Source organism: Rossellomorea sp. H136 (assembly GCF_056838065.1).
Genome location: NZ_CM166371.1, coordinates 2,563,780 through 2,587,959, shown reverse-complemented (window position 1 = coordinate 2,587,959; position 24,180 = coordinate 2,563,780). Strand labels below are relative to the sequence as shown.

The following is a 24,180-nucleotide window of genomic DNA, read 5'->3' as shown; positions in this document are numbered from 1 at the left end:
CCCCCGTACTTTTTTTGTATATATTATTTTAGAAATATTTGTTATTGAAACTACCCACAATATAAAAATTCCCTTTTTCATCTCTGTAACTCTCTGGATCTTTTTCTTTAGCGGGTTCGCCATATAGGGGTAGTACCAGCGGAGCTGTCACTACCCGAAATAAGGAATAAAGTTAAATATGCAAAGTATTTTCTATTTCTAATTGCCTTTCTTCGATTGGAATTCTCTCCATCATATCCAATTTAAAGAGACCATAAGGATTTACATGGCTATATATAAGTGGACTTAACGCTCTCAAGTCTTCAGGTGTCATCATATCCTGCCACTGCTTTTCCGATAATACAGATTGAATGAATCATGAGTGTATTAATATACACGAGGCAATTTTGTAATAAATGCAGGGAAAGAACGGCAACCTCTTGGTCTTTCAATCTATTTGTAGAAATTTCTCCACCTTTTCCGTAAAAAATAAAACCATTGGCGGAATTCCAGTTCTCTACCACATTGAGACCTTCATTAATTTCTCTCCGAATGTCTTCCGATCCTAAATAATCACATAAGAAAATGGTTTTAATGACTTTTCCCAGCTCAGATAGAGCCTGATAAGTCGGATGTTTTAGGTTACTTCTTGTAAATCGCTTTAAGATAGCCTCTGTTTCGGCAGTTCCAAGACGCAGGGCCGTAGCATATTTAATCATCTGATCATATTGCTGACGAATCAATTCCCAGTTAATAGGTCTTGTAAGAATCGGTTGTAAATTAGGGAAAGCATCACTCATCCATTATCTGGCCTATAAAGTTTTTGTGAATTGATAGCTTTTAATCTGGGCATAAGCTGAAAACCCAATAGATGGCAAAATGCAAAAGCTACTTCGCTTTGACCGTGACTGTCTACATAATTCTTTTCACCCTCCATGCTTGTACAATGTTTCAAAACTCCTTCAATCATAGACGCTACCTAAGAAGAAGAACATGATTTTAATTGAGAATAGATACAGGTTGAATGTTTCGCTACATGCCAGTAAATCATTACACCTCTGCCCCTATACCGAATATGCCATTCAGTCATTAGATTTTGGTCCCACGCACCAAATTTCTTGGAATCGGAAGCACAGGAAGTTGTTCCTTCTCCCCATATATCTGTCAATTTATTTTTCGCAAAATGGCATTCACAATCTAAGCAATAGCGTTACGTAGATTGTCTTTATCAATGTATTTTCGCCGTATATATAATAAATCTTTATACTTTTCGCCTTGTTTCCCATTTGAAACTCGCTTAACCCTGCATTTGTCCCCAAACCGTATAAACATAAGATAAGCCTCTTCTGTAGCAATTCTTTACTAATGACCTCTCTTGATGCTGCTGTTTTAAAAAGGTCCGTAAAGTTTACACGCAAATCAGCTTCCTTGAGGATATCTAGTAAACTTGTCATTGGCCATCGTTTCATAATTTCAGCTTTTAGGCGTGATAGGTTAACTGGCTCAGGCACCGGATCAAAAGGAGAAATAGATATTCGTCCATTACCGTTCCCTTTCCCTTTTGTTATAATACGAACCTTATTATTTTTAGGAATTCCTTGATCCAATTTATTTAATACCTTTTTCATTTCTTCCTTTAAATTTGTGATAAAATCATCGGGATTAATAGGTTTTTTCAGTGCTTTATAGTTTTCTTCGCGACGCTGTTCAAAGTCCTGCGGCAGATCTTTATCTGGATTACGATATCGTTCCGAACCAGGTACCCATATTTCTTTGCATCGTAGCCTATCACGTAAGGCTTGCAAGGTGCTAATCTCATAATTAATACGATTGATTCTCTCTTCGCCTGAAGTCTCCTGTTCCACGACTAGGTATCTCCAGCTGGGACGGATCACACCATCTAATGGAACCTGGTCAGACTTTGGAAAAAAGTGAGCATTTGAATTTATATATTTTTTTATAAGTTCTAACTAAAGTTAGTCTAAAAAGTGGACACAAGAAAATGATAATTCGTTACACTATAACTATCATTAATAAGGACGTGTTCACATGAGTAAACATCATTCGCAAGAATATAAAGAGTATGTGGCAAAGATGGTGGTCGAAGAAGGCCGAAAAGCAACAGATTTAGCTTACGAGTTAGAAATCCCTTACTCCTCCATTATGCGATGGGTGAGAACGTTTAAAGAGAAGAAATCGGCTGACAAATCAGTTTAATACATTACTCCTTCTGACTTTGAAAAATTAAAGAAGCAACATGAGAAAGAGTTAAAATCTCTTCAAGAGGAAAACGAAATCTTAAAAAAGGCGATGCACATCTTCATGAAAAAACCAGAGTAAAGTATGAATTTATTGATGCCCACAAAGATGAGCATACGATGGTGAAGATGTGCGAGGTTCTAAATGTAGCAACGAGCGGTTACTACAATTGGGTAAACCGACAAACTCAAGAAGAGACAGAAAAAGAAAAGATGAAAAATGAAATAAAACAAAAGATCTGTAAGTCGTTTCATGAGAGTCAAGGTACGTACGGTAGTCCTAGAGTACACGATGATCTAATCGAGTGGGGATACACTATTTCTCAGAAAACGGTGGCTCGGTATATGCAGGAATTGGAGCTAAGAGCGACACCGTTGGAGAAGTATGTCGTCACCACAGACTCGGATCACGATCTAACGATCTATCCTAATTTAGTCAGAAGACAGTTCGATGTAAACACTCCAAACACGATTTGGGTCGCCGATATCACGTACATACGAACCCTGCAAGGTTGGGTGTATCTCGCTTCTATTATGGACCTCTTTTCACGAAAGATTGTCGGGTAGAGTTTAGGGGAATCTATGAGAACAGAGCTTGTTTTTAGAAGCATTACAAATGGCTATCACCACAAGGAGGCCTGGTGGTGGACTGATCCACCACTCTGATCGTGGCTCTCAATATTTTTCAAATGAATATGTAGATGAATTGAATCACCATGGGATTAAAATGAGTATGAGTAGAAAAGGAGACCCTTACGAAAATGCCTGTATTGAATCATTTCATGCGACAATAAAGAAAGAGCTTATTTATCGCTGGAGATTTGAAACAAAAGAAGCAGCCGTAAAGGCCATCAACCATTATATTACGAGTAGATATAACGAGAAAAGAAAGCATTCTAAGCTGGGGTATCTGTCCCCTAATAACTTTGAGAGAAACTATCAACATTCAATCCTGGATTCCATCTCATAAAACAGCCATTTGGCGTTAGAATGGATCAATCATGGGGTTGATTGATCATTTCGAATGCCCCACCAAACGAAGTGCGGTAGGATATTGACAAGTTGGCATCTCATTTTTAAATGTCCATTTTCTTGAAAGAAGTCCAAAAAAGAGCACGAATGATTGAGCTTTTTAAAATGGTGAAAGTTAATCTAACAAATCAAGAGGCTGATGAGAAGTTCGAGATATACTTGTCTTTATTTAAGAAGAATTGGAAAGCTTATATAGATGTGATAGAGGTACTAGACGAACTAAAACAATTAGGCTATCCATTGGGCGTTATTAGTAATGGAGATTTTCAACAACAAGTGGAAAAGCTGAAACGAATCGGAGTAGAAGAGTACTTTAACTGTGTTATTACTTCAAGTGAAGTAGGTGCAGCAAAACCAGACAAATCAATCTTTATGGAAGCCTGTTTCCGAACGAATAACACTATTGAAAACTGCTATTATGTAGGTGATCGTGTGGATACAGATGCATTAGGTAGCAAGATGGCTGGAATGAAAGGAATATGGTTAAATCGAATTGATAAGCAACAGCATCCAGAAATTATTGTCATAAGGTCTCTCCATGAATTATTAAAAGTTATATCATAAATTATTTTCTAACTTATCTATTTTCAAAGGGTAATAAGACTAAATATCCTCCACCAAAAACAAGTCGGGGGTATGCGTTTATTGAAGGATTAAAATTAAATCTTGGTATCTCCTTTATTGCGGGTGGTGACAGCTTCGCTGGTACTACCCCTAATATGATCAGAAAGTGTCTATAGAGAAGATGCCTTTGATGCCATAATCTCTATTCGGCTGTTGAATAGTTTTGACGCATACCGGAAGCCTTGATCAGAATGGAGAACGGCTCCAGTTACGACTTTTTCCTTGTCCATCTTTCTATCCTATCGTATTTAATACAAGTTCAAGACTATATCTGTTGGATAGCTCCCAACTTACTATTTCGTTATTAAAGAGATCTTGTATGACCGATAATTATTAAAATTCTTCCCCAACAAATACTTAGGTTATATCCGTTGCCATTTTTTGTTTAGGTCCAGATTTCTTGATTTTCATTTTAGGTGATTAGGAAAATTGACAGAAGTACTGTGGCATTGCTGTTTTCTCTTCCTTCGGATGACGGATTGTATGTCTATTTCCGACATCATTGTCCTTTCTTTGCTATAGAAAATTCCCCTCCAAGTACATTCTTTCCTCCATAGTATCAAGAAGGTTTTTTGAATGTCTGCTTAAGGGGACATTAACAAATTAAAGAAAATGTTGAGGTTTTTTGTATGTCGCTGGAAAAATATTTCTTAGTTTTATCACGTATTTGTTTCGGCAAGACACGATCAAGCCCTTCATTTAACCATGAAAGAGTTTTACTACGCAAAAAATCACGCATTTTTTCTTCCGCAGAGAGCATAACTAAATTGATGGTGCAAGAGGATGGGGCTGTACAACAGTTTTCTCTATACAAGTAGCCATTGTCTTTAATGTTTTTACATTGAAAAATAGGCTTAGGACCATTCAACTGCTTCAACAACATCCCAGAAGGAAATATCTTCTTGAGACTTAGATAACCTATATCCTCTCTTTACACCAGGGACAGAACTTACAATTCCACCCTTAGATAATTTACCGAAAATTTTTGAAAGAAATGTCTCAGATAGGCCTTGAAATTCTGCCAGATCCTTTATCCCAACACTTTCATTGGAAGGCACATCAATTAAATAAACAAGACAATGTAAAGCTTATTCAACACCGACGCTATATTGCAATAAAATCACCTACTTATTATTAGGAAGTATTAAATTGTATATTATGAGTATTTAAAGGTTTAGTCATATGTCAGAAATGTCTTTTAGTGAATTTTATTCAATTGACAAAGATAATTATATAACTTATTATTGACCGTGTTAATCGTCGATTAAATTAGTCTTTAATAATTATTCATATTTCATTTTAAAGGAGAAATACAAATGAACAAAACACTTATCATTAACGCACATCCTAAATTCGATGATACTTCTTCAATTAGCTTGCAGGTTTTTAACCACTTTTTGCAGACTTATAAAAAGCTAATCCCTAATAGCGAAGTAATTGAACAAATTAACTTGTACAGTGATTTAGTGCCTATGATAGATAAAACAGTATTAAGTGCATGGGAAAAACAACGAAACGAAATGGAGCTAACAATCCAAGAACAAAAAGTAACGGAGCGTATGTCCGAGATCTTACAACAATTCAAAAGTGCAAAAACGTATGTTGTCGTTTTACCCTTGCATAATTTTAATATTCCATCAAAGTTAAAAGATTATATGGACAATATCATGATCGCTCGTGAAACTTTTAAATATACTGAAAATGGGTCTGTGGGTCTACTTAAAGACGGCCGAAGAATGCTTGTCATACAAGCAAGTGGATCAATCTATACAAATGATGATTGGTATACAGAAGTTGAATACTCTAATAAATACCTGAAGTCAATGTTCAATTTCCTTGGCGTTGAAGATTATCAAATCATTCGGGCGCAAGGAACAGCTTTACTAGATAGAAATGAAGTGTTGCATCAAGCAAATAAAGAAGCTGAAGAAGCAGCTTCAAGATTAGCACTAGAAAATGAAATATAAGAAGATAATTAAAAAATTAGAACAAAAATTTGATAATTACAATATAGCACCATAGGCACTTAGAATATTGATATGATGGATCAGAATACGAAAACAACAGTTACAGACCTTAACTTCGTGAATATATCAAAATTCGGGCTTCTCAAAAAGTGGATGTGCATTTAGTATTAACCTGAATTCAGTTGATCACTAGAAAAATGGTGAAAAACGTTTTTATACAGATACAGAAAAAGTAGCTTTTGAGTAGACAGAGTACTTGAGCACTATGACGAGGTTTGTTGACTGTGTTCTAATAATTAATCACATTTACGTTTGGAATAGAATATCGATTGTAGTAGGGGATACAGTAACTGAATCATAATAACTCTAAGCGAGCATCTGTTAGTGTTCAGTTCAGTTCGGTTATATTTAGTACTATTATTTATCTTCAGCAATTGGGCACGATTGTTGAAGATAAACTTTTATTTTACTCCCATCAAATACAGCAAGGTGGCGTTCTTTTTACTTTCCAGCATAAGACTTAAAATCCAGTTATTACCTTTGCAATTCCTTATTGGGCTGTTGTCACCTTCGCTGCCACTACTCATATTTATTAATTAGTATTTTTCGCTCGAAAAAGCTGTTGCCAAATAAGTTCCCCTAGAAATCAGATAGTATATCCAAGGTATTTAGTATCTTGATTTGACAGTTCTTTAAGTTCTGAGTGTCCCTCGAGAATATAGGAATTCTTACTTGTTTAAAGGCCTTGTAAAAAGTCATGTGAGTTTTTTGTACTCTCTTGGCCACTCGAGTTTGCCTCGTCAAACCCGAGACATCACACTTCCTTTCATTCATATGCTTGTTTAAGTCTGGAGTCAGAACCAAAATGGAGTTATCAATATTTGCAAATCAACGAATTTTTTGAAATTGTTGAATACTTCGTAAATAAATGAATATATTTGAAAGTTCATAAATTTACAATGAAAAGGTTGACACAAGAGTGCTAGAAAATCGAGTTGTAATCGTTCTTAGAGTTCCCCTGGAATTAGGCATGCGATATCGCTCAAAATTAGCGACAATAAATTCTGATGTAGTGATTTAATTGACTGCTAAGCAGGTGGAAAAATGAGATATATTCGATTCTCCGAGATACAAAATTGGGCAAACGATTCATGTTGATGGTGGTATGATTTTCAAAGTAAAAATAAGGAGTGACATAATGAGAGAAACGGTAGAGAGAAATGGAAAAAGTATGACCCTGATTGATTTGAGTGATAAGTTAAAAAATAGTACATCAGAATTCGAGCCAAGTCCTCATAAAATTAATTACTTCGATCACAAACAAGCGGTAGAAACTACTAAGAAGTTTTTAGGGCTTGGGAAGGAGTATTGGCCACAAGGAGAGGGGTGGTCAGTAGAAGATGTTAATCTTTCGACTCACAGTGGAACGCATATCGATGCACCTTACCATTATGGATCGACAATGAAAAGTGGAGAACCAGCACGGACAATTGATGAGGTACCACTTTCTTGGTGTTATGGAGATGGTGTTGTACTGAGTATGACTCATAAGCAGGCTGGCGAAGCCATTACGATTGATGATTTACAAACTGAACTTAGTCGAATTGAATATAAACTGAAACCCTTTGATATTGTATTGCTTCGCACAGATGCTTCGAAATATTTTGAGAATAAAGGTTATGAATTCCAACATCCTGGTTTGATTAGATCGTCGACTGAATGGTTAGTGAATCAGGGAGTAAAAATGATAGGAATCGATGCTTGGGGGTTAGATAGACCCTTTAACGTATTGGCAAAGGAAGCATTGGAGGGGAAAACTCAGTTTTGGGAAGCTCACATGCTTGGACGAGAAAAAGAATATTTACAGATCGAAAAACTAACAAATTTGGATCAACTACCAAAACCATACGGGTTTAAGGTTTCAGCCTTTCCAGTCAACATCGAAAAGGCAAGTGCTGGCTGGGCTAGGGTTGTAGCTATCCTGGAAGATTAGAACAAAATCACTGGGTTTTGTCCCAATCCAATCCCCATCTTTCTTATTAGGTATGGTGACAATCTAGATGCTCAAGTCCTCGGATCATCTCTTTATTAAAAACGAAATCACCCGGTGCTTTGATTAAAGTCCTTGCTGACTGGTAAACGGATTATTGCGGGGATAGAGGCGATGCACATGATCAAAGGATGACTTACTCTTCAAGGGAATGTTTGACCAAAATCAATAGCATTCATCTTTCATCCGTATGGACTAGTGATTAAGAGTAACGGGCATAAAATATTTTTGCTTTTTTATATTTTATTCAAGTATTGCATCTGACCTTTATTAGTAATACAGAGTAAAGATGAAAAAATACACCTAAAAATATAGGGACTTACCCAAAAGGTCGTTAAAAAGCGATTCTTTTGGGATATTTTTTATTTTCATTTTATTTTTGAATTTTTGTTTTTTTGGACAGATCAACGTTATTTCCTTTGTCTAAACTTTTTATCTCATTCTTTACTAGGTAAGAGATCTTGTGCCCGTATTGTAAATCGTGGAGTACAGATGGTTACAGATATCCGAAAAGCTGGGTTTGAAAGAGGGCTCTTCGTGATACGACGAGCGCGTGAATTTGGTGAACCAGATGTCGAACACTTGGCCTTTGTGGGTTATCTTCTTCAACCGAATGGAGTTGACACTCCAAAAAAACGTTGTTAAAATGGAGTCATCACTACAAAAAATAAGTGGGGTGAACTGATGTTATTAAAAGTGTAATTGATTTCAAGAGAAGGAAATGTTTGTAACCAACGACCTGAGAACGAACAAATGCAACTTTTTGAACATGTTATGGAACAATAACAGTCCGAGCAACCTTGAAAAGCTTACTACATAATAATATCCGATTTGATAATATTTTGAATAAAAAGATAATCTATATCTCTGTGGGATTTGTATTTCAACTAAGTCAAATGTGTCCTTGCTATTATATTAAAACCTACAAACTAAGGTGGAATTTAATTTGGCAAATAAAAAAACGAAAACTATCATAAGCCGAAATGAAAGTGACGAATGATACTTTTATTTTGGCTTTTTGCATTTAAATATCTAGTATAGAGAATGAATAATACCCAGGCCCATTCTTTACACATAAAAAAAGGACTGATAGAAAAAGATGAACAGTTCTACATTATCATTTAAAGAAAAAAGACAATTATTATTAAAGTATTTAGATGTAAATCCTCACCACTATAAATCTATTATTGATTGCTCTCCTGATATCGTTTTTGTAATCGACATAGAAGGCCATATTATCAAACCAAATCGAGAATTTGAAAAAATATCAGGATACAGTAGTGAAGAATTAACCCATATGACCCTACAGAAATTAATGGGATCCAAACAAGCTGATAAATTTTTACATCATTTACAGTTATCACTTAAAGGAAGTTTACAAAACTTTGATTGTTCGATTATTAATAGTAATCAAAATCGTATTGATCTTAATTTCACTCACTTTCCAGTTGTCGTAGGAAGTGAAATATTAGGTGTTTACGGAGTTGCTAAAAATATCACAGAAATCATGCAGAGTAGGGAAAAGTTAGATGAAAAAGACTTTCTCTATCAATTACTGACAAATAACTACTTGGGGATGACCACCAGAACGGATTTAAATGGTAATATTATCTATATCTCTCCCGCTTACCTCCAGATCCTTGGATATACTCCAGATGAATTAATTGGAACTCCTAGTTCTAGTTTGATACATATTGAGGATTTTGAAAAAGCAAGAATAAATCAAACACATTTGATCAATAAAAAAGAAAGCGGTTTTGATACATATCGAGTCCGGAAAAAGAATGGATGCTACATTTGGGTTGAATGCCTATGTAAGCCGTTAATTGATTCTAATACGAATCATGTAAAAGAAATCATTAGCGTAGTAAGGGATATTTCGGAAAGAAAAAAAGCCGAAGAAGTTATAAGAATCAGTGAAGCGCGGTATCGAAATATAATCGAACACACTCCCGACGCTATTATTGTTGTAAAGGATTCTATTATTGTCTATACCAATGATACAAGTTTAGAAATTTTTGGTGCCACAACCAAAGAAGATTTACAGAATAAAAGTATATTTGATTTTATACATAAAGAATACTTCAACTTGGCTAAAAGGAGAATTCAACAAGTAAAGAATGGCCAAACGGCTGACTTTAAGGATTACAAAATTAATCGATTGGACGGCAGTGTTTTGGAGGTGGAGGTCAAAGCCGTACCAACTGTTTTTCAAAATGAGCCTGCAATTCACTCAATTATTCGAGATGTTTCCAAAAGGAAACAAACACAAGAGCTACTACTCCAATCGGAAAAATTAACAGTGGCTGGGCAGCTTGCAGCTGGAATTGCTCATGAAATTCGGAACCCACTTACTGCAATTAAAGGTTTTTTGCAGCTTATGGAAGCAAAACTTACTGATTATAAGACGTATTTTGATATTATCACTTCCGAAATGGATAGAATTGGATTGATATTATCTGAGCTTTTGACTCTTTCTAAACCACAGAATATGAAGTTCGCCAAAAGTGATATTGAACAAATCCTTGAAAGTGTTAAAACTCTCATAGATACACAAGCGCTTATGAACAATATCGAAATCATAACATTATATGAAACGAATATTTTCTCCATTTTTTGTGATGAAAATCAATTAAAACAAGTGTTTATTAACTTCTTGAAAAATTCTATCGAAGCAATGCCAGACGGTGGGAAAATTACCATAGTATTACGGAGTCATGGGTTTGACAAGTTAAAGTTATTGTTTATTGATGAGGGTAGTGGAATTCCAGACCATTTATTAAATCGTATTTACGAACCTTTTTTCACCACAAAAGAGAATGGCACAGGACTTGGGCTAATGATCTCGAAACAAATCATAGAAAATCATAAAGGGACCCTTCACCTGAGGAATGACAAAAAAGGAACAATTGTTGAAGTTATTTTACCAATTTATTAATTTTTTGATACAAAACTGCAGCTTAATATCTTAATAGAAGGAACCATCATAGACGATTGTTCCTTTGCTCAGAATTGGTTAGGTTGTGGTGGGTTAATGTTACCGAATTAAAGCCTATATAAAGTTCTAGAGAATTTTACAGTGGAAAACTTGGCACATTAAGTCAAAACCAAATACATGTTATTAAGAATTGGAAGAAGTAGTCTTCAACTATCAGTTAAAAAAGGACTATCCTTTAATTATGCTCATTATATTAATCCTATAGGAGGCCCATCAATATTTCAAGCATATAATGATAACTTTGTACCTTCGAGCTATCAAACCTTCTCTGGTTGTAACTATGTATTTTGTTTGTTCTAATTCCGAAGGGATTACGAATACTCCATATTTGATAAGCAAAATCGCAAATGAATAATTATTGGTTCTCTCGAAATGGTTAAAAGTCAACTTATGGAACTCCAATCTGAGTATGAACTAAAAAAAAAAAATGCTTGTTTTATTACTACTTGATATCAGATTATTTGAATTAATAGCAGGTGAAATACAACTCTGTAACCGTTTAGATCGCTTATTGAATGGAAATTGATTAATGGGATTTTTTTGTCAAACTGATAGAGAGACTGTTTTTTTATGTTATATACTATAAGCTTTTATTAAAGTATTTCGGGTAATGAAAAAATGTAAAAAACTCATCGAAATTAATTGAAAATTTATAAAAGTATGCTAAATTAAATTTAAATTAATTTAATATTCAGTATATTGGTTCTATTATCAATCCAGAAGGGTGCGTATATATAAGTTCAAAGACAGTAAGTAAGGCATTAACTATATTGGATGTGTTTACGCCCGATCGCCAAGCTTGGGGATTGCGAGATATTGTTAGGTAACTAGAGATGAGCCATACGATTGTTCGCCGGGTTTTTAAGACTCCGATGACTGCCCTCGATATAACTATTGAAGCCCAGATTTTGGAGTTGTTACGCTCGCTAAGGAAAGAACGGGGCATGTCGATCATGTTGATCACCCATGATATTGCCGTCACAGCTGAAATGGCGAACCGAACGACAACAATTGCGTGGGGATAAATCCCAGAATATTTTCATCAGGATTAATGGCCCAAATTTGAAGCCGCTCAGGAGATTTAAATTCCACCTGATGGACACCACGGCAACATCCCGATACATCCCCCCCAAGCTCTTACAAATTGCCAAGCAGTAGTTCGGCGGCAGATTCTTAAAGCTAATGATCCGTCAAGATGGCGGGTCATTTTCGTTCAGGCGACGTTTATTTCGCTCTCGGGAAGACTTATTCCATTTGATAGAGCATAGATAGCCAAATTGTAGTCTTGGCTAAGGAGAAAATTTATTATCTCTTTCCAAACGGATCAACTCAATATTATGTGTCGATATTCCCTAATAAAAATGCTCATACCGGATGCTATGAGGCTGATATGTTTGCTGTGTATGAGGAAGAGCTTTGGGCCGAAGAGCCAGAGGCAAGTAGATAAAGCTAGATAAAAAGTTGGAACGTCATAAATCCATGAACTTTTAAAATATTCATCAAATTGAATGACGGCTATCTTTCCGGCAGTCTCCAGCTCCTTATACATAGCTTTCTCTCCACATAAACTCTCCAAACTTTGAATGTTCCATATTTACCCCTCTAACCAGGCTATGCCTCTATTTCTGTTTAATTTTGCAATTGGTAATAATTAAGTAAACTGATTTAAAATAACCACTTCCAAAAACAAAACCATGATGTTAGATTCGTCCGGTTCTTTTTTGTAGTAATTATCAAGATACACACTCCTTCACACAAATTGAGCAGTGAGTGCTACTCCCCCACCACACCTAATCAAGAGTACCTTTAATTATTTTTCCAGTTATTTCTTCAAAAGATACCCAGTGAAAATCAGCAAGCTTCAATAAATTACTCTTCATAGGAACATGTGAATTTTGCTCATAATGCTGATAGTGCATGGAGAAACTCCTATAGCTTAATTGCCACTTGGAAATCAGGGGTTAAGTTATTTTTTTGATCGTTCCTCTAAAGCTGTCAGCTGGGAATTGAAGACTATTTAGATAAAAATTTTTATGTAGTTGAAGGGATTGTCACCAAAGCTGAATATTTCGAGTATGTCTTTCAAACAAAGGCCGTAAAGGAAGGAGAGAGTTTTATCCAAGAGTTGATAGTAGAAAGGTTGCCGGAAAGAGAAAAGGGGGAACCCCCCAGACAGTTCAATGGGTACTCTCATCCTCTTCGGTAGGAAATTTAGCCCGCAAAATTTATAAATAAAACAACCATATGGCTATAATGAAGATTTCATTATAAATATTTAGTGAATGAAAAGTTAAAATAACTGCAGAATAAATACCTGGGCATCATAACCATGTCAGTGGTGACAGAATATAATCAATCCAATTTTAAAAGGAGTGAGGTAAATATGAATAAAAAAACAATGGGGATTCATCATATAACTGCAATCGTAGGCCATCCACAAGAGAATGTAGATTTCTATGCTGGAGTTTTAGGATTGCGTTTAGTCAAGCAAACGGTCAATTTTGATGATCCAGGCACTTATCACCTTTACTTTGGAAATGAGGGCGGCAGGCCAGGAACAATCATTACATTCTTTCCTTGGACAGGTGCCCGTCAAGGGGTTATTGGCGATGGCCAGGTAGGAGTCACTTCGTATGTCGTTCCGGCAGGTGCCATGAAGTTTTGGGAAGAAAGGCTAGAAAAATTTAAAGTTCCTTATACAAAAATGGAACGTTTCGGAGAGAAATTTTTAGAATTTGATGATCCTCATGGACTTCATTTGGAGATAGTTGAAAGAGAAGAAGGGGAAGTGAATTCCTGGACTTTCGGGGAGGTTACCCCTGAAGCAGCTATAAAAGGCTTCGGTGGAGCAACTCTCTTATCAACTCAGCCGGCGAAGACAGCTGATCTGCTTGAAAACATAATGGGACTTAAAGTTGTAGGCCAGGAAGGAGATTTTATCCGTTACCGTTCTTCTGATGATATTGGAAATATCATCGATCTTAAATTAACTCCAATTGGACGGGGGAGTATGGGTGTGGGAACCGTGCATCATATTGCCTGGAGGGCAATCGATGATCAAGACCAATTGGATTGGCAAAAGTATGTTGCCGATAATGGATACGGGGTCACACCAGTACAAGACAGAAACTACTTTAATGCTATTTATTTTAGGGAACTTGGAGAAATCTTATTTGAAATTGCTACAGACGCTCCAGGATTTTCCCATGATGAATCCCAGGAAACAATGGGCGAGAAGTTAATGCTTCCAGAACAGTATGAGCCGCAAAGAGATAAGATAGAAAGTCTTCTAATTCCGTTTACAGTCAAGGAATTGGATTGAATTTAAAAGAGGTGATGACCCGCTATGCTTTCAATTGACCCAATAGACAATACAGAAAGAGAAAATTATAAATTTTTAATAGGAAGCATCATACCAAGGCCGATTGCCTTTATAACAACTCTCTCAAATGAAGGTGTGTTGAATGGGGCACCATTCAGTTATTTCAATATCGTAACATCAAATCCCCCAATGATATCCTTAGCGATTCAAAGAAATGAAGGAACGCGGAAGGATACGGCCAGAAATATTATCAGCACAAAGGAATTTGTTGTTCATATTGTCGATGAGGAGAATGTAGAAAAAATAAATATGACAGCAGCAGCTCTGCTTCCTGATCAAAGTGAAATAGAATTAGCACAATTAATTCCAGCTGAAAGTACGAAAATTTCCGTGCCTGGAGTGATGGAAGCGAAAATCCGTATGGAGTGTACCTTGGAACATTCGCTTTCATTAGGGGGTACGGATACTCCTGGCTGTGATTTTATCATTGGAAAGGTTGTTCAATTTCATATTGATGAAAGCATCTATGAAAAGGGAAGAATTGATCCACAGGGACTCGCTGCAGTGAGCCGTTTGGCTGGCATTAATTATGCAAAGATTGGCGAAATGTTTCCTATCGACAGACCCAAGTAGAATTTAAGTCACTTTTAAAGAAGTGGAGGGGATGAATTTGCAAATTACTTCAGGTATCCATCACATTACGGCCATGGTTAACGATGCCCAGCGAAATATCGACTTATATGCACGGGTACTGGGACTTAGGCTAGTAAATAAACAATTAACTTTGATCGGTCGGAAGTCTATCATCTTTATTTCGGTAATGAAAATGGTGATCCTGGGACTGTTATGACTTTCTTCCCGTGGGAGAAGCAGCTAAAAGAGCGGGTCAGGTCTGGGTGACCAGTTATGTGATCCTTGATCAATCAATTGAATTTTGGAAAAAACGGCTGAGTAAATTTGGAATTAAGTTTATACAAACGGTTCGCTATGGTGAAACTTACTTGCAATTCCAGGATCCAGACGGCCTTGAAATCGAACTGGTAGAGCGGTCTGCGGGGCCTTTGAATACATGGATTTTGAAAGACATTCATCCAGAGGTTGCCATTAAAGGCTTTGAAGGAGCAACCCTGATTTCTGCAAAGCCTAATAAAACGGCTGAAGTACTTGAGAATGTATTAGGGCTTGAATGTCTCGGCCAAGAAGAAGGATTATTAAGGTTTAAATTAGAAGCCGAGATTGGAAATACGATTGATATAAAACTTACTCCTTCTGTACGAGGACTTATGGGGGCTGGTACTGTTCATCATATTGCCTGGAGAGCGAAAGATGGCGAGGACCATATGAGGTGGAGAAACCTTCTGCAGGAGAAGGCCTATTATCCAACTGGAATTCTAGATCGAAATTACTTCAATGCACTTTACTTTCATGAAGAATGCGGCATTTTATTCGAAATTGCGACAGACCCTCCAGGATTTACGGTAGACGAACCACTAAAGGAACTTGGCAGCAGGCTTATGTTACCTTTTTGGCTGGAATCGAAGAGGGGAGAATTGGAAGAGGCCTTACCCATTGTAGAGGTCCCTAAATAAAAGGAGGGTAATTATGAAGCACATATTTCAAAAAGGGAAAAATAAATCAAAACCGACCTTATTACTGCTGCATGGAACCGGAGGCAATGAGTTAGATTTGCTCCCTTTTGCAGGAAGAATAGAGATGAAGCATCCATATTAAGCGTCAGAGGGAATGTTCTTGAAAATGGCATGTCTCGTTTCTTCCGCAGATTGGCTGAAGGTGTTTTTGATGAGGAAGATCTAGTATTCCGTACAAAAGAATTAACTGAATTTCTTGATGAATCTGCTGAAAGGTATAGTTTTGACAGAGATAATATTATTGCCATCGGATACTCAAATGGTGCGAATATAGCAGCCAGTCTACTGTTCCATTATCAAAATGCATTGAAGGGGGCTATTCTTTATCATCCAATGGTTCCCAGAAAAGGAATTGAACTTCCTGATTTGACTGGGAAATATGTGTTTATAGCTGCCGGTACTAATGATCCAATTTGTTCACCAATGGAATCGAAAGAATTGCACTCGATACTTGAAAAGGCAAACGCTAATGTAGAGCTTCATTGGGAGAACAGGGGGCATCAACTTACTGTTGCAGAGGTTGAGGCTGTTGCAAAGTGGTATAGAAAGTGTCCGTTTTCATTATAATAAGAATATTAATGAGGGAGTAAGTTAGTCAATTTGTAAGCAGAGCTTGGAGATTTTATATTACACTTAATTTAAATTAATATTTTTTTATCATGGTTTAGTTACACTCAAATGTAAAATAGAAAAACTCCCATTTTATCCACCGCTATCTCGTTCAGTCAATGGAAGTAAATTCGTATACATGACCAATAAGTTTTTAAAAGTGAATCAAAAGAGAGAAGAACTGTTTATTTAAATAAGGAAAAGAGGTTTATGAAAATAGGTTTTCTATCCAAGTTATTTGGAAATTCATCTATAAAGGAGATTAAAACAATGTCAAATGTTAAATTAGCAGTCATTTTTTACAGCATGGGTGGAACCAACTATCAATTGGCACAGTGGGCTGAAGAAGGGGCAAAAGAATCGGGTGCTGAGGTAAAAATTCTAAGAGTAGAAGAATTAGCTCCAACATCTATCATCGAGAAAAATGATGTATGGAAATCAACTGTAGAAGCAATGAAGGACGTTCCAGTCGCAACTGGAGACGATATTGAATGGGCAGACGCAATTATCTTTAGCGTTCCAACCCGATTTGGGAACATGCCTTCACAAATGAAGCAATTCCTTGATATTCAAGGTGGATTGTGGGCGACTGGTAAGACTGTCAATAAAGTTGTAAGTGCCATGACATCTGCCCAGAACCCACACGGTGGACAGGAAGCCACACTTTTAACCTTATACACTTCCATGATGCATTGGGGTGCGATTATTGCTACACCTGGCTATACGGATTCGGTTATTTTTGGAGCAGGTGGTAATCCATATGGAACAAGTGTTACAGTTGGCCAGGATGGAAAAATGATTGAAGATGTTCAAGCAGCTGTAAAACATCAAGCTAAACGTACAGTAACCATCGCTGAGCGGCTAAAGAAAGCCAATCAGTAAAATAAAGGAATTTGGATTAGCTTTATTGCATAGGCAGTTTCTTTTCGGTCAAATGGAGTGAGAAAAGTTTAGCATATTCGACGAAGATTGTTCGTAGAAGTGTGAGGTTGATTGTAGTTGCAATATCATTGTTTAGTACTTTGTGATTGTTTTAATACTCTCAACTATATTTCAACAAGATATATCAGGTCATTACCGATTTAAATATACTTAACTTTACAGAAGACAATTCGCTTTCTGAAAATTTTGCATGGTTCAGTATGCTATTCTGCGCAGGTTTTGCAGTACGAATTGTCTTCTGAATTGTTGCAGAACCACCTTTTCACTTTTCTTCTCCGCCTCTTCTTGGATTCGAGCCGCAATTAGCAGAATCCGCATGGGTAGCCATGAGATTTTCCTTTTTTAACTGAGACATTCATTAAAGGCCGGTCTTGGCCATTGTCGGACTAGCTTCTTTTGCTCCTTTTTGCTCAATTATTTATAGAGCGATATGTTAATGATGTTCAATTTATATCAATTAATTTCATTTATAAATTTAATATTTATTTAATAAATAACTACATAATCAAGAGCTTATATTAATAAAGACACATGACATCGTTTATGTGGTTTTATAAATAAATCTTAGCATAGAGAGACTGCTTGACTATGGTGAGCAGACTAAAATAGCCACCCCTGGGCTAGGTGTATCCTGCCCCAGGGGTACTTCATGAGAGAAAAGGATTCAAGCCTAACCGCCTTTAAAGCTCTTCTAGAAGTAAAAGGAAAAGTGTCAAGCTTTGTGGATCTTCAGCTAGGGAATCAACGCCTATCCGAGTGGTGACGAACTCGTGGAGGAATAAAAAATGGGCACGGATGTTGTTGGCGGCATCCCGCACTTTGAATTCACATGAGAATACTGTGTCTCAACTTAAAAAACAGCATCATTATGAATCATTTCTCAGAGTATAGGTATCAATTTTTATACAGATTTTGTTAAACGGTGATTACTGAACAAATGGGCCAGTTAGAGGGTTAAACTTGTTGATTTTGTGTTTCTAACTAAAATTGACTTAAACATAAGAGTACACAATATATTGAATCAATTGCTTGCTGTAAATGTTTTTGAAGGATCATAATCACTATTATCCTGTTACCTTTTCTTCTTAGAGGTCATTTTTTTGCTTCAATTTCTGCATATGGAGCAAAAAGTACAAGATGATTTACTTTCCCTTGAACTTTGGCATTATTATTACGCTTTGCGTTAGCATTCCCTTTCTCCTGTCTTTCCATGAAATAAAGCCTGACTTTTAAAATGTTTAAATGATCAGTCATAGTTTGGCTAAAATTGATAAAAATATTTATGAAACGAAATTAAGGGGGCAGCTTTATGACGAAAAAAAACAATGAACAAATTCAGTCAATTCTAAAAGCGTTGAATAACTGGAAGGGCACGAATATATCCATAAACAAGCAGGAGAAAGATGATATTGATAAGAATACAATATCATTAGAGGATGTGGAAATTGTGCATCAAGTGAAGGATGAAGACGACTATGTTGATCCCTACACAATTCAATTAAAAGGTAAAGGAACCGTCGTTTACCCGAATGGATCATCTCCTCTACCATTAAATAGCTATGAGTTACCAATCAGACAACTTCTATCGTTTGAAGCCTCTCAAGAATTTCTAACAATAAAAACGGACAGAGCCACTTACACTTTAAAAAATAAATAGGGTCCTGAATTTTTATAAGGTTTCTACTGTAATACCTTTATTAATTAAATTAGCGTGTTAAAGAGTTGGATAACGGTCACGGCATCCTGCAAACCGTCCAGCATCCTGATTTGTATGTTCTTCCGTTTGTAAAACATTTCCTCTTGCGCTTCCAGATCCTGACACGTGAGACGGTTCGTTGGGTCCTGCTTAGTTCTCGTCCGGGGCAATATTATAAGTACTGTTGTGTATACCAAGGCATTTGGGATAAGGGCCTTGCCGGCGGGATGATTTACTCACTGTAAGACGACCCGACGACGAAGGTGCTCAATATTACGCTTGGTTCCCGTCACCGTAGAAGGGAACAGACGCCTCAGAAATCGCAAAATGCGGTGATGGGCTCGGGTCATATAAAAAATGACCAAATCGAGGTTGCCGTATGACTTTTGCAAATGCGTCTTGGAATCGAAAGGCAGGGGTGCAGCGGCCAAGTGCAAGGAGTCCATTTAGTAGATGTACTCGCAGAGGGAGTTTCGTCTGGAAGTTCAAAATATGAGGTTCCATTTATCCATTATCCATTATCCGTTATCCGTTAGATCCTGCTACAAATGATTATGTACAAAAAGAACTTGCACCGTTATCACCATTCGGTAAACAAACTCATTTGCAATTTACTGAATCTATTATTGAACTAGACGCTGATAAAATAGCAAAAGATATTGAATGTCCATTATTTATAGACATGGAAAAGACAACCTGCTTTATTCAGCGGAAGAATCACTTCGTTTTTACGATGCAGCAACAGATCCTAAGCAGCAGCTATTCATCATTAATGGAAAACATAACGATTTTATGTATCATGAACATTCGGTATTCCAGGACTTAATTGAACAGCTAAAACAATTTTTTGGGAAGTGCCTACATTATGAAATGCTAGTGAAAATAGTTGATTAGTCGTCAAAGAGAATATCAAATCGAGTATATAATCGAATAGGTTTAATACTCGATTTTTTGATGTTTTAACTTAAGTTTCGATCGTTTGGGAAACCTTTAGTTTTGATAATAGGTGGATAGGATACAATTACTTTGATTTTCAAGATGTCGTAACCTGTATCAAGGAATTTCTAGAAGATACTAAAGTGGTTCGATTATACTGGTTTGGAGAGATGGGAGAAATGGCGGAAAATCCTTTTATAGCAACAGCTATTTTATACCGCCTTTTGTACCATGCGGGTGTATTCATTCTAAAGGGTAATAGTTATAGGCTTAAAAGAAAAGCAAATGAAGACACAGAAGGATTGAAAAGTCCTTCTGTGGAAGTTTAAATCGACGATTTTGAGGATGATACAACTGACATTGTATGCAACAATAAAGGTAAATGTTTAGAAACATCATCTTTATTGATAAAGTAAGCAAATATCTCCATTACACTAGCTTAACTTGTTTCAGAACTCCATATGTTCGTTAATTATCGTTGTAGTACATGGATTATAAGGAATCATTTGGTTAGATTATTCTATATCTACTAACTATTTAACAATATTCATAATGCTTTTCATATGATCGGTATGTCCCATTGATAGGGACTTAGTACATTTAGTTCGTACCGTAATGTCCTTCTTTCTTTAACAATTGTAACACTTTATCCAAAGTCTTTTATAGAGGAAAAAAGTACAGTTAATTCCTGTAGTATAACTTTCTGATAGTGAGTTCCCAAATGGTACAACTCACCTATTTCTCCATATACTTTTCCTATTTTCTCTTTGTAATCAGGAGCTTCCTTGTTAGGATTGGAACTTTTAAATTGATCCATAACAGCTTGAATATAGGCAGGTCGAGCTCCCCACCTACCCAATACATTACCATTTTTATCAAGGATGACAGCAATTGGTTGGTTACGTACTCCATCAGTCAAAAAATGGTCCATAGTTTCCAAGTGTTCTTCCATTAATAATACTTCTGTAGGAATGTTGCAATTTTCCATAACGCGAAAAAGAACTGGGACATTCCAAATAACATCTGGGCACCAATCGGTACAAAGAATTAAGCAATAAAGATCTTGAGTATTACGTAAAGAATTAAAGAACGAGTTATCCGTATTTTTATCCAATGAAAAATTTTCATAGATGTACAAAAATTGATCCTTTGTATTTAATATTTTGCTTTGTTCCATTACTCTAGTTTCCATAGTTTCCATAAACTGTTGAGGAGTCATTCCATGCCCAAATTTATGTTTTAAATTTAATGTTTCATTCATTATAGTGTTCCATCCTTTCAAAAAACTATCATTTATCACTTTACAATAATAAAATTTGCATAAGGGTTACTGAAGATAGGGTAACCAAGCCTTCTTTAATAACTCTATTCCAATTTCAATGTCTTTCTCACCCACGCCAGCAAACCCTAAACACAATCTTGGTAAAGGCTCAGTTCTTTTCGTAATCCACATGTTTTTAAAAACAAAAACAATTATTACTTCTTCAGCAGCTGATTTTATCAGGGTCTCTGTGGATTGATTCATGTTAAGCGTGATTTGTAAATGAAGGCAGGCATTTTGACCAGTAATTTTTATTTGGTTGTGAAAATTATTCTGAATAAGCTCAATTAATTTATGATGTTTTTTACGATATAATTTACGTACTCTTCGGATATGCCGATACCAATGTCCGTGTTCTATAAATGAAATCATAGCCCATTGGGTGATTCGAGAAGGGGCGGATGTGAATTCATAGGAATTTTCCTTCAATCTTTTCAATAACTTTTGTGGTTCATTCGTAACGCTGGTGTAAATACCTTGGATAATCGTCTTCTCCGTGATCCGATCGGTCAGGGTAATAACAACGACGGTATCACTGAGGAATGCGATGGTCACTAGTATTCCTCTTATTATTAAATGCGATTCATGATCCCTACTGAGGTTTCAACTGCTGATTTTTCTTTTCGTGGAACTATCATCCATTGGACCATCGCTAATATTAAAGTGATAAGAATCAATCCCGCTATCGCAAAGCTGAATTTATTTGTAATATCATTAACCCAACCGACAAAGACCGGTCCGATTGCTCCAATCAAGTATCCAACAGATTGTGTCATAGCTGACCAGGATGCCGCCTCTTGGGGATTTGCCGCTTCGTCTATCGGTAGCAAGGACCCTAAAGTAAATAGCATTCCGCATCCAAACCCGCATAATAGAGCCGCCAACCAAGGAAGTGTAGCGAAAAAAATTAAGATCAGCCCGATCAGCTGTAGAAATGAGGCTGAAAGAAGCCAGACCAGGCGGGAAGGGAAGCGTTTCAGCAGCATATGAACCACCAGTCCGCTCGGTATTTGAACCAAGGCAAACATCGTCAGTAACATACCCGCGTAAAAGACTGAGTATCCCGCACTTTCCATCATGGGTGGGAGCCATCCCATCAGGGAATAAAAAACCAAAGCCATAAGTCCAAAGTGGATGGTTAACAGCCATGCTTTTTTATTTCCCCACGGCAAAGCCGATGTTTGAGACGGTTCTGTAGCCTCAACGATTGGAGAATAGACTTGCTGTTTAACTACTGCATACCACACTGGAACAGCTGTGACCGCGAGCAACGCCCAAAAAGCAAGCGCTGTTTGCCATGAGTGTAATTTCATTTGAATAGGAGCGGACAAGCTGGCGCCCAAAGCGGCCCCCAGCGACAAGGCCATAGAGTATAAGGCGATCATAATTGGAATGTTGCGAAAAAAGTGCTTTTTGATATATCCGGATAAAAGTGGTCCCATCACAGCTATGCCAATACCTGTCAAAACGGCGGTAAGAAGCATCATGGGAGTGGAATGCGCGACAATACGCAAAAGCGTGCCTCCTGTTATCAAAACCAGTGAACAGGCAATTCCTCGTTCAAAGCCAATATGTTTGCCAAGTCGAATGGATAGCGGTGAAAGAAAGCCCATGCAAAGAACCGGAATAGAGGTTAATAAACTGGCGGTAAATGCATTCATGTCTAGATCTTTTCGAATGACCTCAAGCATGGGCGAAATTGAACTAATTGTAGGCCTTAGATTCAGAGATGCAATAAAGAGGGCGACGATCAGAAGCCAGTCGCCCGCCTTCGCAGGTATTCCCTGAGGGGGTGAGTTTGCTTCGATGTTTCGAACATTCCCTTCACGAGTCCGATTACACAAGGTTCGAAGGTTCATCGGTTTCAGCTTCTTTCTGATACTTTATATTGGCAATATTCATGTTAACATGTATAGTGGTTTCCATCAGATCCACTTTTATTTTTAAATCTGCAGCTTCCAGCTGTTCGGTTATATTTTAGGTTGATATCGTTCTGCCACCTCCAATATCGAATGATAGGCATATTATAATTCTAAAAAGAACATAGTTCTGTAATGCAGCTTACAGTTTGCCATTTTATTTTTAAAATTGGTGTAAATGACAGAACGATATAATGAAGATGACATTTGCCCAAGTACCATTGAGTTTATCAGTCAGTTTTTTTTTCAATTGTCCTGGATGGTAGGAGAATATTCTCTCAATTAATAAACTAAAAGAAGAATATGCATTAATATACACATTTTAGGAGGAATAGCATTTTAAGTCCATGTATTGCTTGGTGATGGCCACGATGTGACCACTCTAACGAGAGGATAGACAACGGAAGATTTTGCCGAGAATAGGCGGGCTGGACGAAACAGGATGCCATGATGGAAGTGTTCCTTGAAGACGACTTCATGCCAAAAAAATACTGATCGAATTAGACTCCCAGAAAAATGGCTATGCCGAATGAAAACACCAGGCAGAAGCCTATATCTTTCAGAATGCAGCATTTCCGCAGGCGTGTTATAAATCGCCAAAGCTAACTGATGCGAACAACGACACTGTGGAAAACTGCAATCTTAAAACAAGCTGCCAGAATTTAAGCAAACAAATCAGAAAAGATCTGGTATTGAGATACATCAATTTACCGGTGACCATACATTTGAGCTTTCTGTCACAGCAACATATAATAACGATATAAAAATGTATAGTCTTTTAGCTGGTGCTTCAGATTTGACCATAGGTCGATGATGGAACCGCTTAAAGCTAAAGAATTCCATTCGTTGCAATAAATAATGTTACTGTAATGAAATCC

17 protein-coding genes and 4 pseudogenes are annotated in these 24,180 nt (G+C 36.8%); 16 read left to right on the top strand and 5 right to left on the bottom strand.

Annotated elements, in window-relative coordinates; translation table 11 throughout:
* Window positions 1-172: 172 nt before the first annotated feature.
* Window positions 173-1,949 (bottom strand): annotated as a pseudogene (locus tag ACYH0O_RS13070) (Tn3 family transposase); the annotation flags it as partial.
* Between the two features lie 79 nt (window positions 1,950-2,028).
* On the opposite strand from ACYH0O_RS13070, the gene ACYH0O_RS13065 reads away from it, so the two are divergent.
* The 4 genes from ACYH0O_RS13065 to ACYH0O_RS13050 all read left to right on the top strand — a co-directional run bounded on the left by ACYH0O_RS13065 (window position 2,029) and on the right by ACYH0O_RS13050 (window position 3,833).
* Window positions 2,029-2,196 (top strand): transposase, encoded by a 168-nt coding sequence (locus ACYH0O_RS13065; protein ID WP_482629063.1) that lies wholly within the window; start codon window positions 2,029-2,031, stop codon window positions 2,194-2,196.
* Window positions 2,197-2,252: 56 nt separating this feature from the next.
* Window positions 2,253-2,804, top strand: a complete 552-nt coding sequence (locus tag ACYH0O_RS13060; protein WP_482632565.1) for an IS3 family transposase — start codon at window positions 2,253-2,255, stop codon at window positions 2,802-2,804.
* A 28-nt stretch (window positions 2,805-2,832) separates the two neighbouring features.
* The gene (locus ACYH0O_RS13055; RefSeq protein WP_482629062.1) at window positions 2,833-3,207 is read left to right on the top strand and encodes a transposase; all 375 of its coding nucleotides are present in this window, start codon (window positions 2,833-2,835) and stop codon (window positions 3,205-3,207) included.
* A gap of 149 nt (window positions 3,208-3,356) precedes the next feature.
* A complete protein-coding gene (locus ACYH0O_RS13050; RefSeq protein ID WP_482629061.1) occupies window positions 3,357-3,833 on the top strand; it encodes an HAD family hydrolase in 477 nt (158 codons plus the stop codon).
* 655 nt (window positions 3,834-4,488) lie between these two features.
* Here ACYH0O_RS13050 and ACYH0O_RS13045 read toward each other — a convergent pair.
* A pseudogene (locus tag ACYH0O_RS13045) lies at window positions 4,489-4,957 on the bottom strand (RrF2 family transcriptional regulator).
* 252 nt (window positions 4,958-5,209) lie between these two features.
* Between ACYH0O_RS13045 and ACYH0O_RS13040 the strand changes: the two are divergent.
* The 12 genes and pseudogenes from ACYH0O_RS13040 (at window position 5,210) to ACYH0O_RS12985 (ending at window position 20,391) form a co-directional block, all read left to right on the top strand.
* Window positions 5,210-5,860, top strand: a complete 651-nt coding sequence (locus tag ACYH0O_RS13040; RefSeq protein WP_482629060.1) for an FMN-dependent NADH-azoreductase — start codon at window positions 5,210-5,212, stop codon at window positions 5,858-5,860.
* 1,198 nt (window positions 5,861-7,058) lie between these two features.
* Window positions 7,059-7,853, top strand: coding sequence for a cyclase family protein (locus ACYH0O_RS13035; RefSeq protein ID WP_482629059.1), 795 nt, complete (start codon window positions 7,059-7,061; stop codon window positions 7,851-7,853).
* 1,156 nt (window positions 7,854-9,009) lie between these two features.
* Window positions 9,010-10,848, top strand: coding sequence for a PAS domain S-box protein (locus ACYH0O_RS13030; RefSeq protein WP_482629058.1), 1,839 nt, complete (start codon window positions 9,010-9,012; stop codon window positions 10,846-10,848).
* A gap of 893 nt (window positions 10,849-11,741) precedes the next feature.
* The gene (locus ACYH0O_RS13025; RefSeq protein ID WP_482629057.1) at window positions 11,742-11,933 is read left to right on the top strand and encodes a hypothetical protein; all 192 of its coding nucleotides are present in this window, start codon (window positions 11,742-11,744) and stop codon (window positions 11,931-11,933) included.
* Between the two features lie 1,358 nt (window positions 11,934-13,291).
* Window positions 13,292-14,230 carry a ring-cleaving dioxygenase gene (locus ACYH0O_RS13020; RefSeq protein ID WP_482629056.1) on the top strand — a complete coding sequence of 313 codons (939 nt, stop codon included), beginning with the start codon at window positions 13,292-13,294 and terminating at the stop codon, window positions 14,228-14,230.
* Window positions 14,231-14,254: 24 nt separating this feature from the next.
* A complete protein-coding gene (locus ACYH0O_RS13015; RefSeq protein WP_482629055.1) occupies window positions 14,255-14,863 on the top strand; it encodes a flavin reductase family protein in 609 nt (202 codons plus the stop codon).
* 31 nt (window positions 14,864-14,894) lie between these two features.
* A pseudogene (locus ACYH0O_RS13010) lies at window positions 14,895-15,819 on the top strand (ring-cleaving dioxygenase).
* Between the two features lie 13 nt (window positions 15,820-15,832).
* Window positions 15,833-16,446: pseudogene (locus tag ACYH0O_RS13005) on the top strand (alpha/beta hydrolase).
* 312 nt (window positions 16,447-16,758) lie between these two features.
* Entirely contained in the window at window positions 16,759-17,370 is a 612-nt protein-coding gene (wrbA, locus tag ACYH0O_RS13000; protein WP_482629054.1) for an NAD(P)H:quinone oxidoreductase, read from the top strand.
* Window positions 17,371-18,739: 1,369 nt separating this feature from the next.
* Entirely contained in the window at window positions 18,740-19,087 is a 348-nt protein-coding gene (gene ymzB, locus ACYH0O_RS12995) for a protein YmzB (RefSeq protein WP_482629053.1), read from the top strand.
* A gap of 702 nt (window positions 19,088-19,789) precedes the next feature.
* Entirely contained in the window at window positions 19,790-20,020 is a 231-nt protein-coding gene (locus ACYH0O_RS12990; protein ID WP_482629052.1) for a hypothetical protein, read from the top strand.
* A 212-nt stretch (window positions 20,021-20,232) separates the two neighbouring features.
* A complete protein-coding gene (locus ACYH0O_RS12985) occupies window positions 20,233-20,391 on the top strand; it encodes an ATP-binding protein (protein ID WP_258549852.1) in 159 nt (52 codons plus the stop codon).
* A gap of 317 nt (window positions 20,392-20,708) precedes the next feature.
* Here ACYH0O_RS12985 and ACYH0O_RS12980 read toward each other — a convergent pair whose 3' ends face one another.
* The 3 genes from ACYH0O_RS12980 to ACYH0O_RS12970 form a co-directional block, all read right to left on the bottom strand.
* On the bottom strand, window positions 20,709-21,323 hold the full coding sequence (locus ACYH0O_RS12980; RefSeq protein WP_482629051.1) for a thioredoxin family protein: 615 nt from the start codon (window positions 21,321-21,323) through the stop codon (window positions 20,709-20,711).
* Between the two features lie 66 nt (window positions 21,324-21,389).
* The gene (locus ACYH0O_RS12975; RefSeq protein ID WP_482629050.1) at window positions 21,390-21,938 is read right to left on the bottom strand and encodes a hypothetical protein; all 549 of its coding nucleotides are present in this window, start codon (window positions 21,936-21,938) and stop codon (window positions 21,390-21,392) included.
* A gap of 17 nt (window positions 21,939-21,955) precedes the next feature.
* Window positions 21,956-23,242 carry an MFS transporter gene (locus ACYH0O_RS12970; protein WP_482629049.1) on the bottom strand — a complete coding sequence of 429 codons (1,287 nt, stop codon included), beginning with the start codon at window positions 23,240-23,242 and terminating at the stop codon, window positions 21,956-21,958.
* Between the last annotated feature and the right edge of the window lie 938 nt (window positions 23,243-24,180).

Coding starts and splice junctions, on each gene's coding strand:
- ACYH0O_RS12990 (WP_482629052.1), top strand. CDS start 19,790: ATGTCCATTATTTATAGACATGGAAAAGACAACCTGCTTTATTCAGCG.
- ACYH0O_RS13030 (WP_482629058.1), top strand. CDS start 9,010: ATGAACAGTTCTACATTATCATTTAAAGAAAAAAGACAATTATTATTA.
- ACYH0O_RS13015 (WP_482629055.1), top strand. CDS start 14,255: ATGCTTTCAATTGACCCAATAGACAATACAGAAAGAGAAAATTATAAA.
- ACYH0O_RS13040 (WP_482629060.1), top strand. CDS start 5,210: ATGAACAAAACACTTATCATTAACGCACATCCTAAATTCGATGATACT.
- ACYH0O_RS13065 (WP_482629063.1), top strand. CDS start 2,029: ATGAGTAAACATCATTCGCAAGAATATAAAGAGTATGTGGCAAAGATG.
- ACYH0O_RS13050 (WP_482629061.1), top strand. CDS start 3,357: ATGATTGAGCTTTTTAAAATGGTGAAAGTTAATCTAACAAATCAAGAG.
- ACYH0O_RS12985 (WP_258549852.1), top strand. CDS start 20,233: ATGGGAGAAATGGCGGAAAATCCTTTTATAGCAACAGCTATTTTATAC.
- ACYH0O_RS12970 (WP_482629049.1), bottom strand. CDS start 23,242: ATGAACCTTCGAACCTTGTGTAATCGGACTCGTGAAGGGAATGTTCGA.
- ACYH0O_RS13035 (WP_482629059.1), top strand. CDS start 7,059: ATGAGAGAAACGGTAGAGAGAAATGGAAAAAGTATGACCCTGATTGAT.
- ACYH0O_RS12980 (WP_482629051.1), bottom strand. CDS start 21,323: ATGAATGAAACATTAAATTTAAAACATAAATTTGGGCATGGAATGACT.
- ACYH0O_RS13020 (WP_482629056.1), top strand. CDS start 13,292: ATGAATAAAAAAACAATGGGGATTCATCATATAACTGCAATCGTAGGC.
- ACYH0O_RS13025 (WP_482629057.1), top strand. CDS start 11,742: ATGAGCCATACGATTGTTCGCCGGGTTTTTAAGACTCCGATGACTGCC.
- wrbA (WP_482629054.1), top strand. CDS start 16,759: ATGTCAAATGTTAAATTAGCAGTCATTTTTTACAGCATGGGTGGAACC.
- ymzB (WP_482629053.1), top strand. CDS start 18,740: ATGACGAAAAAAAACAATGAACAAATTCAGTCAATTCTAAAAGCGTTG.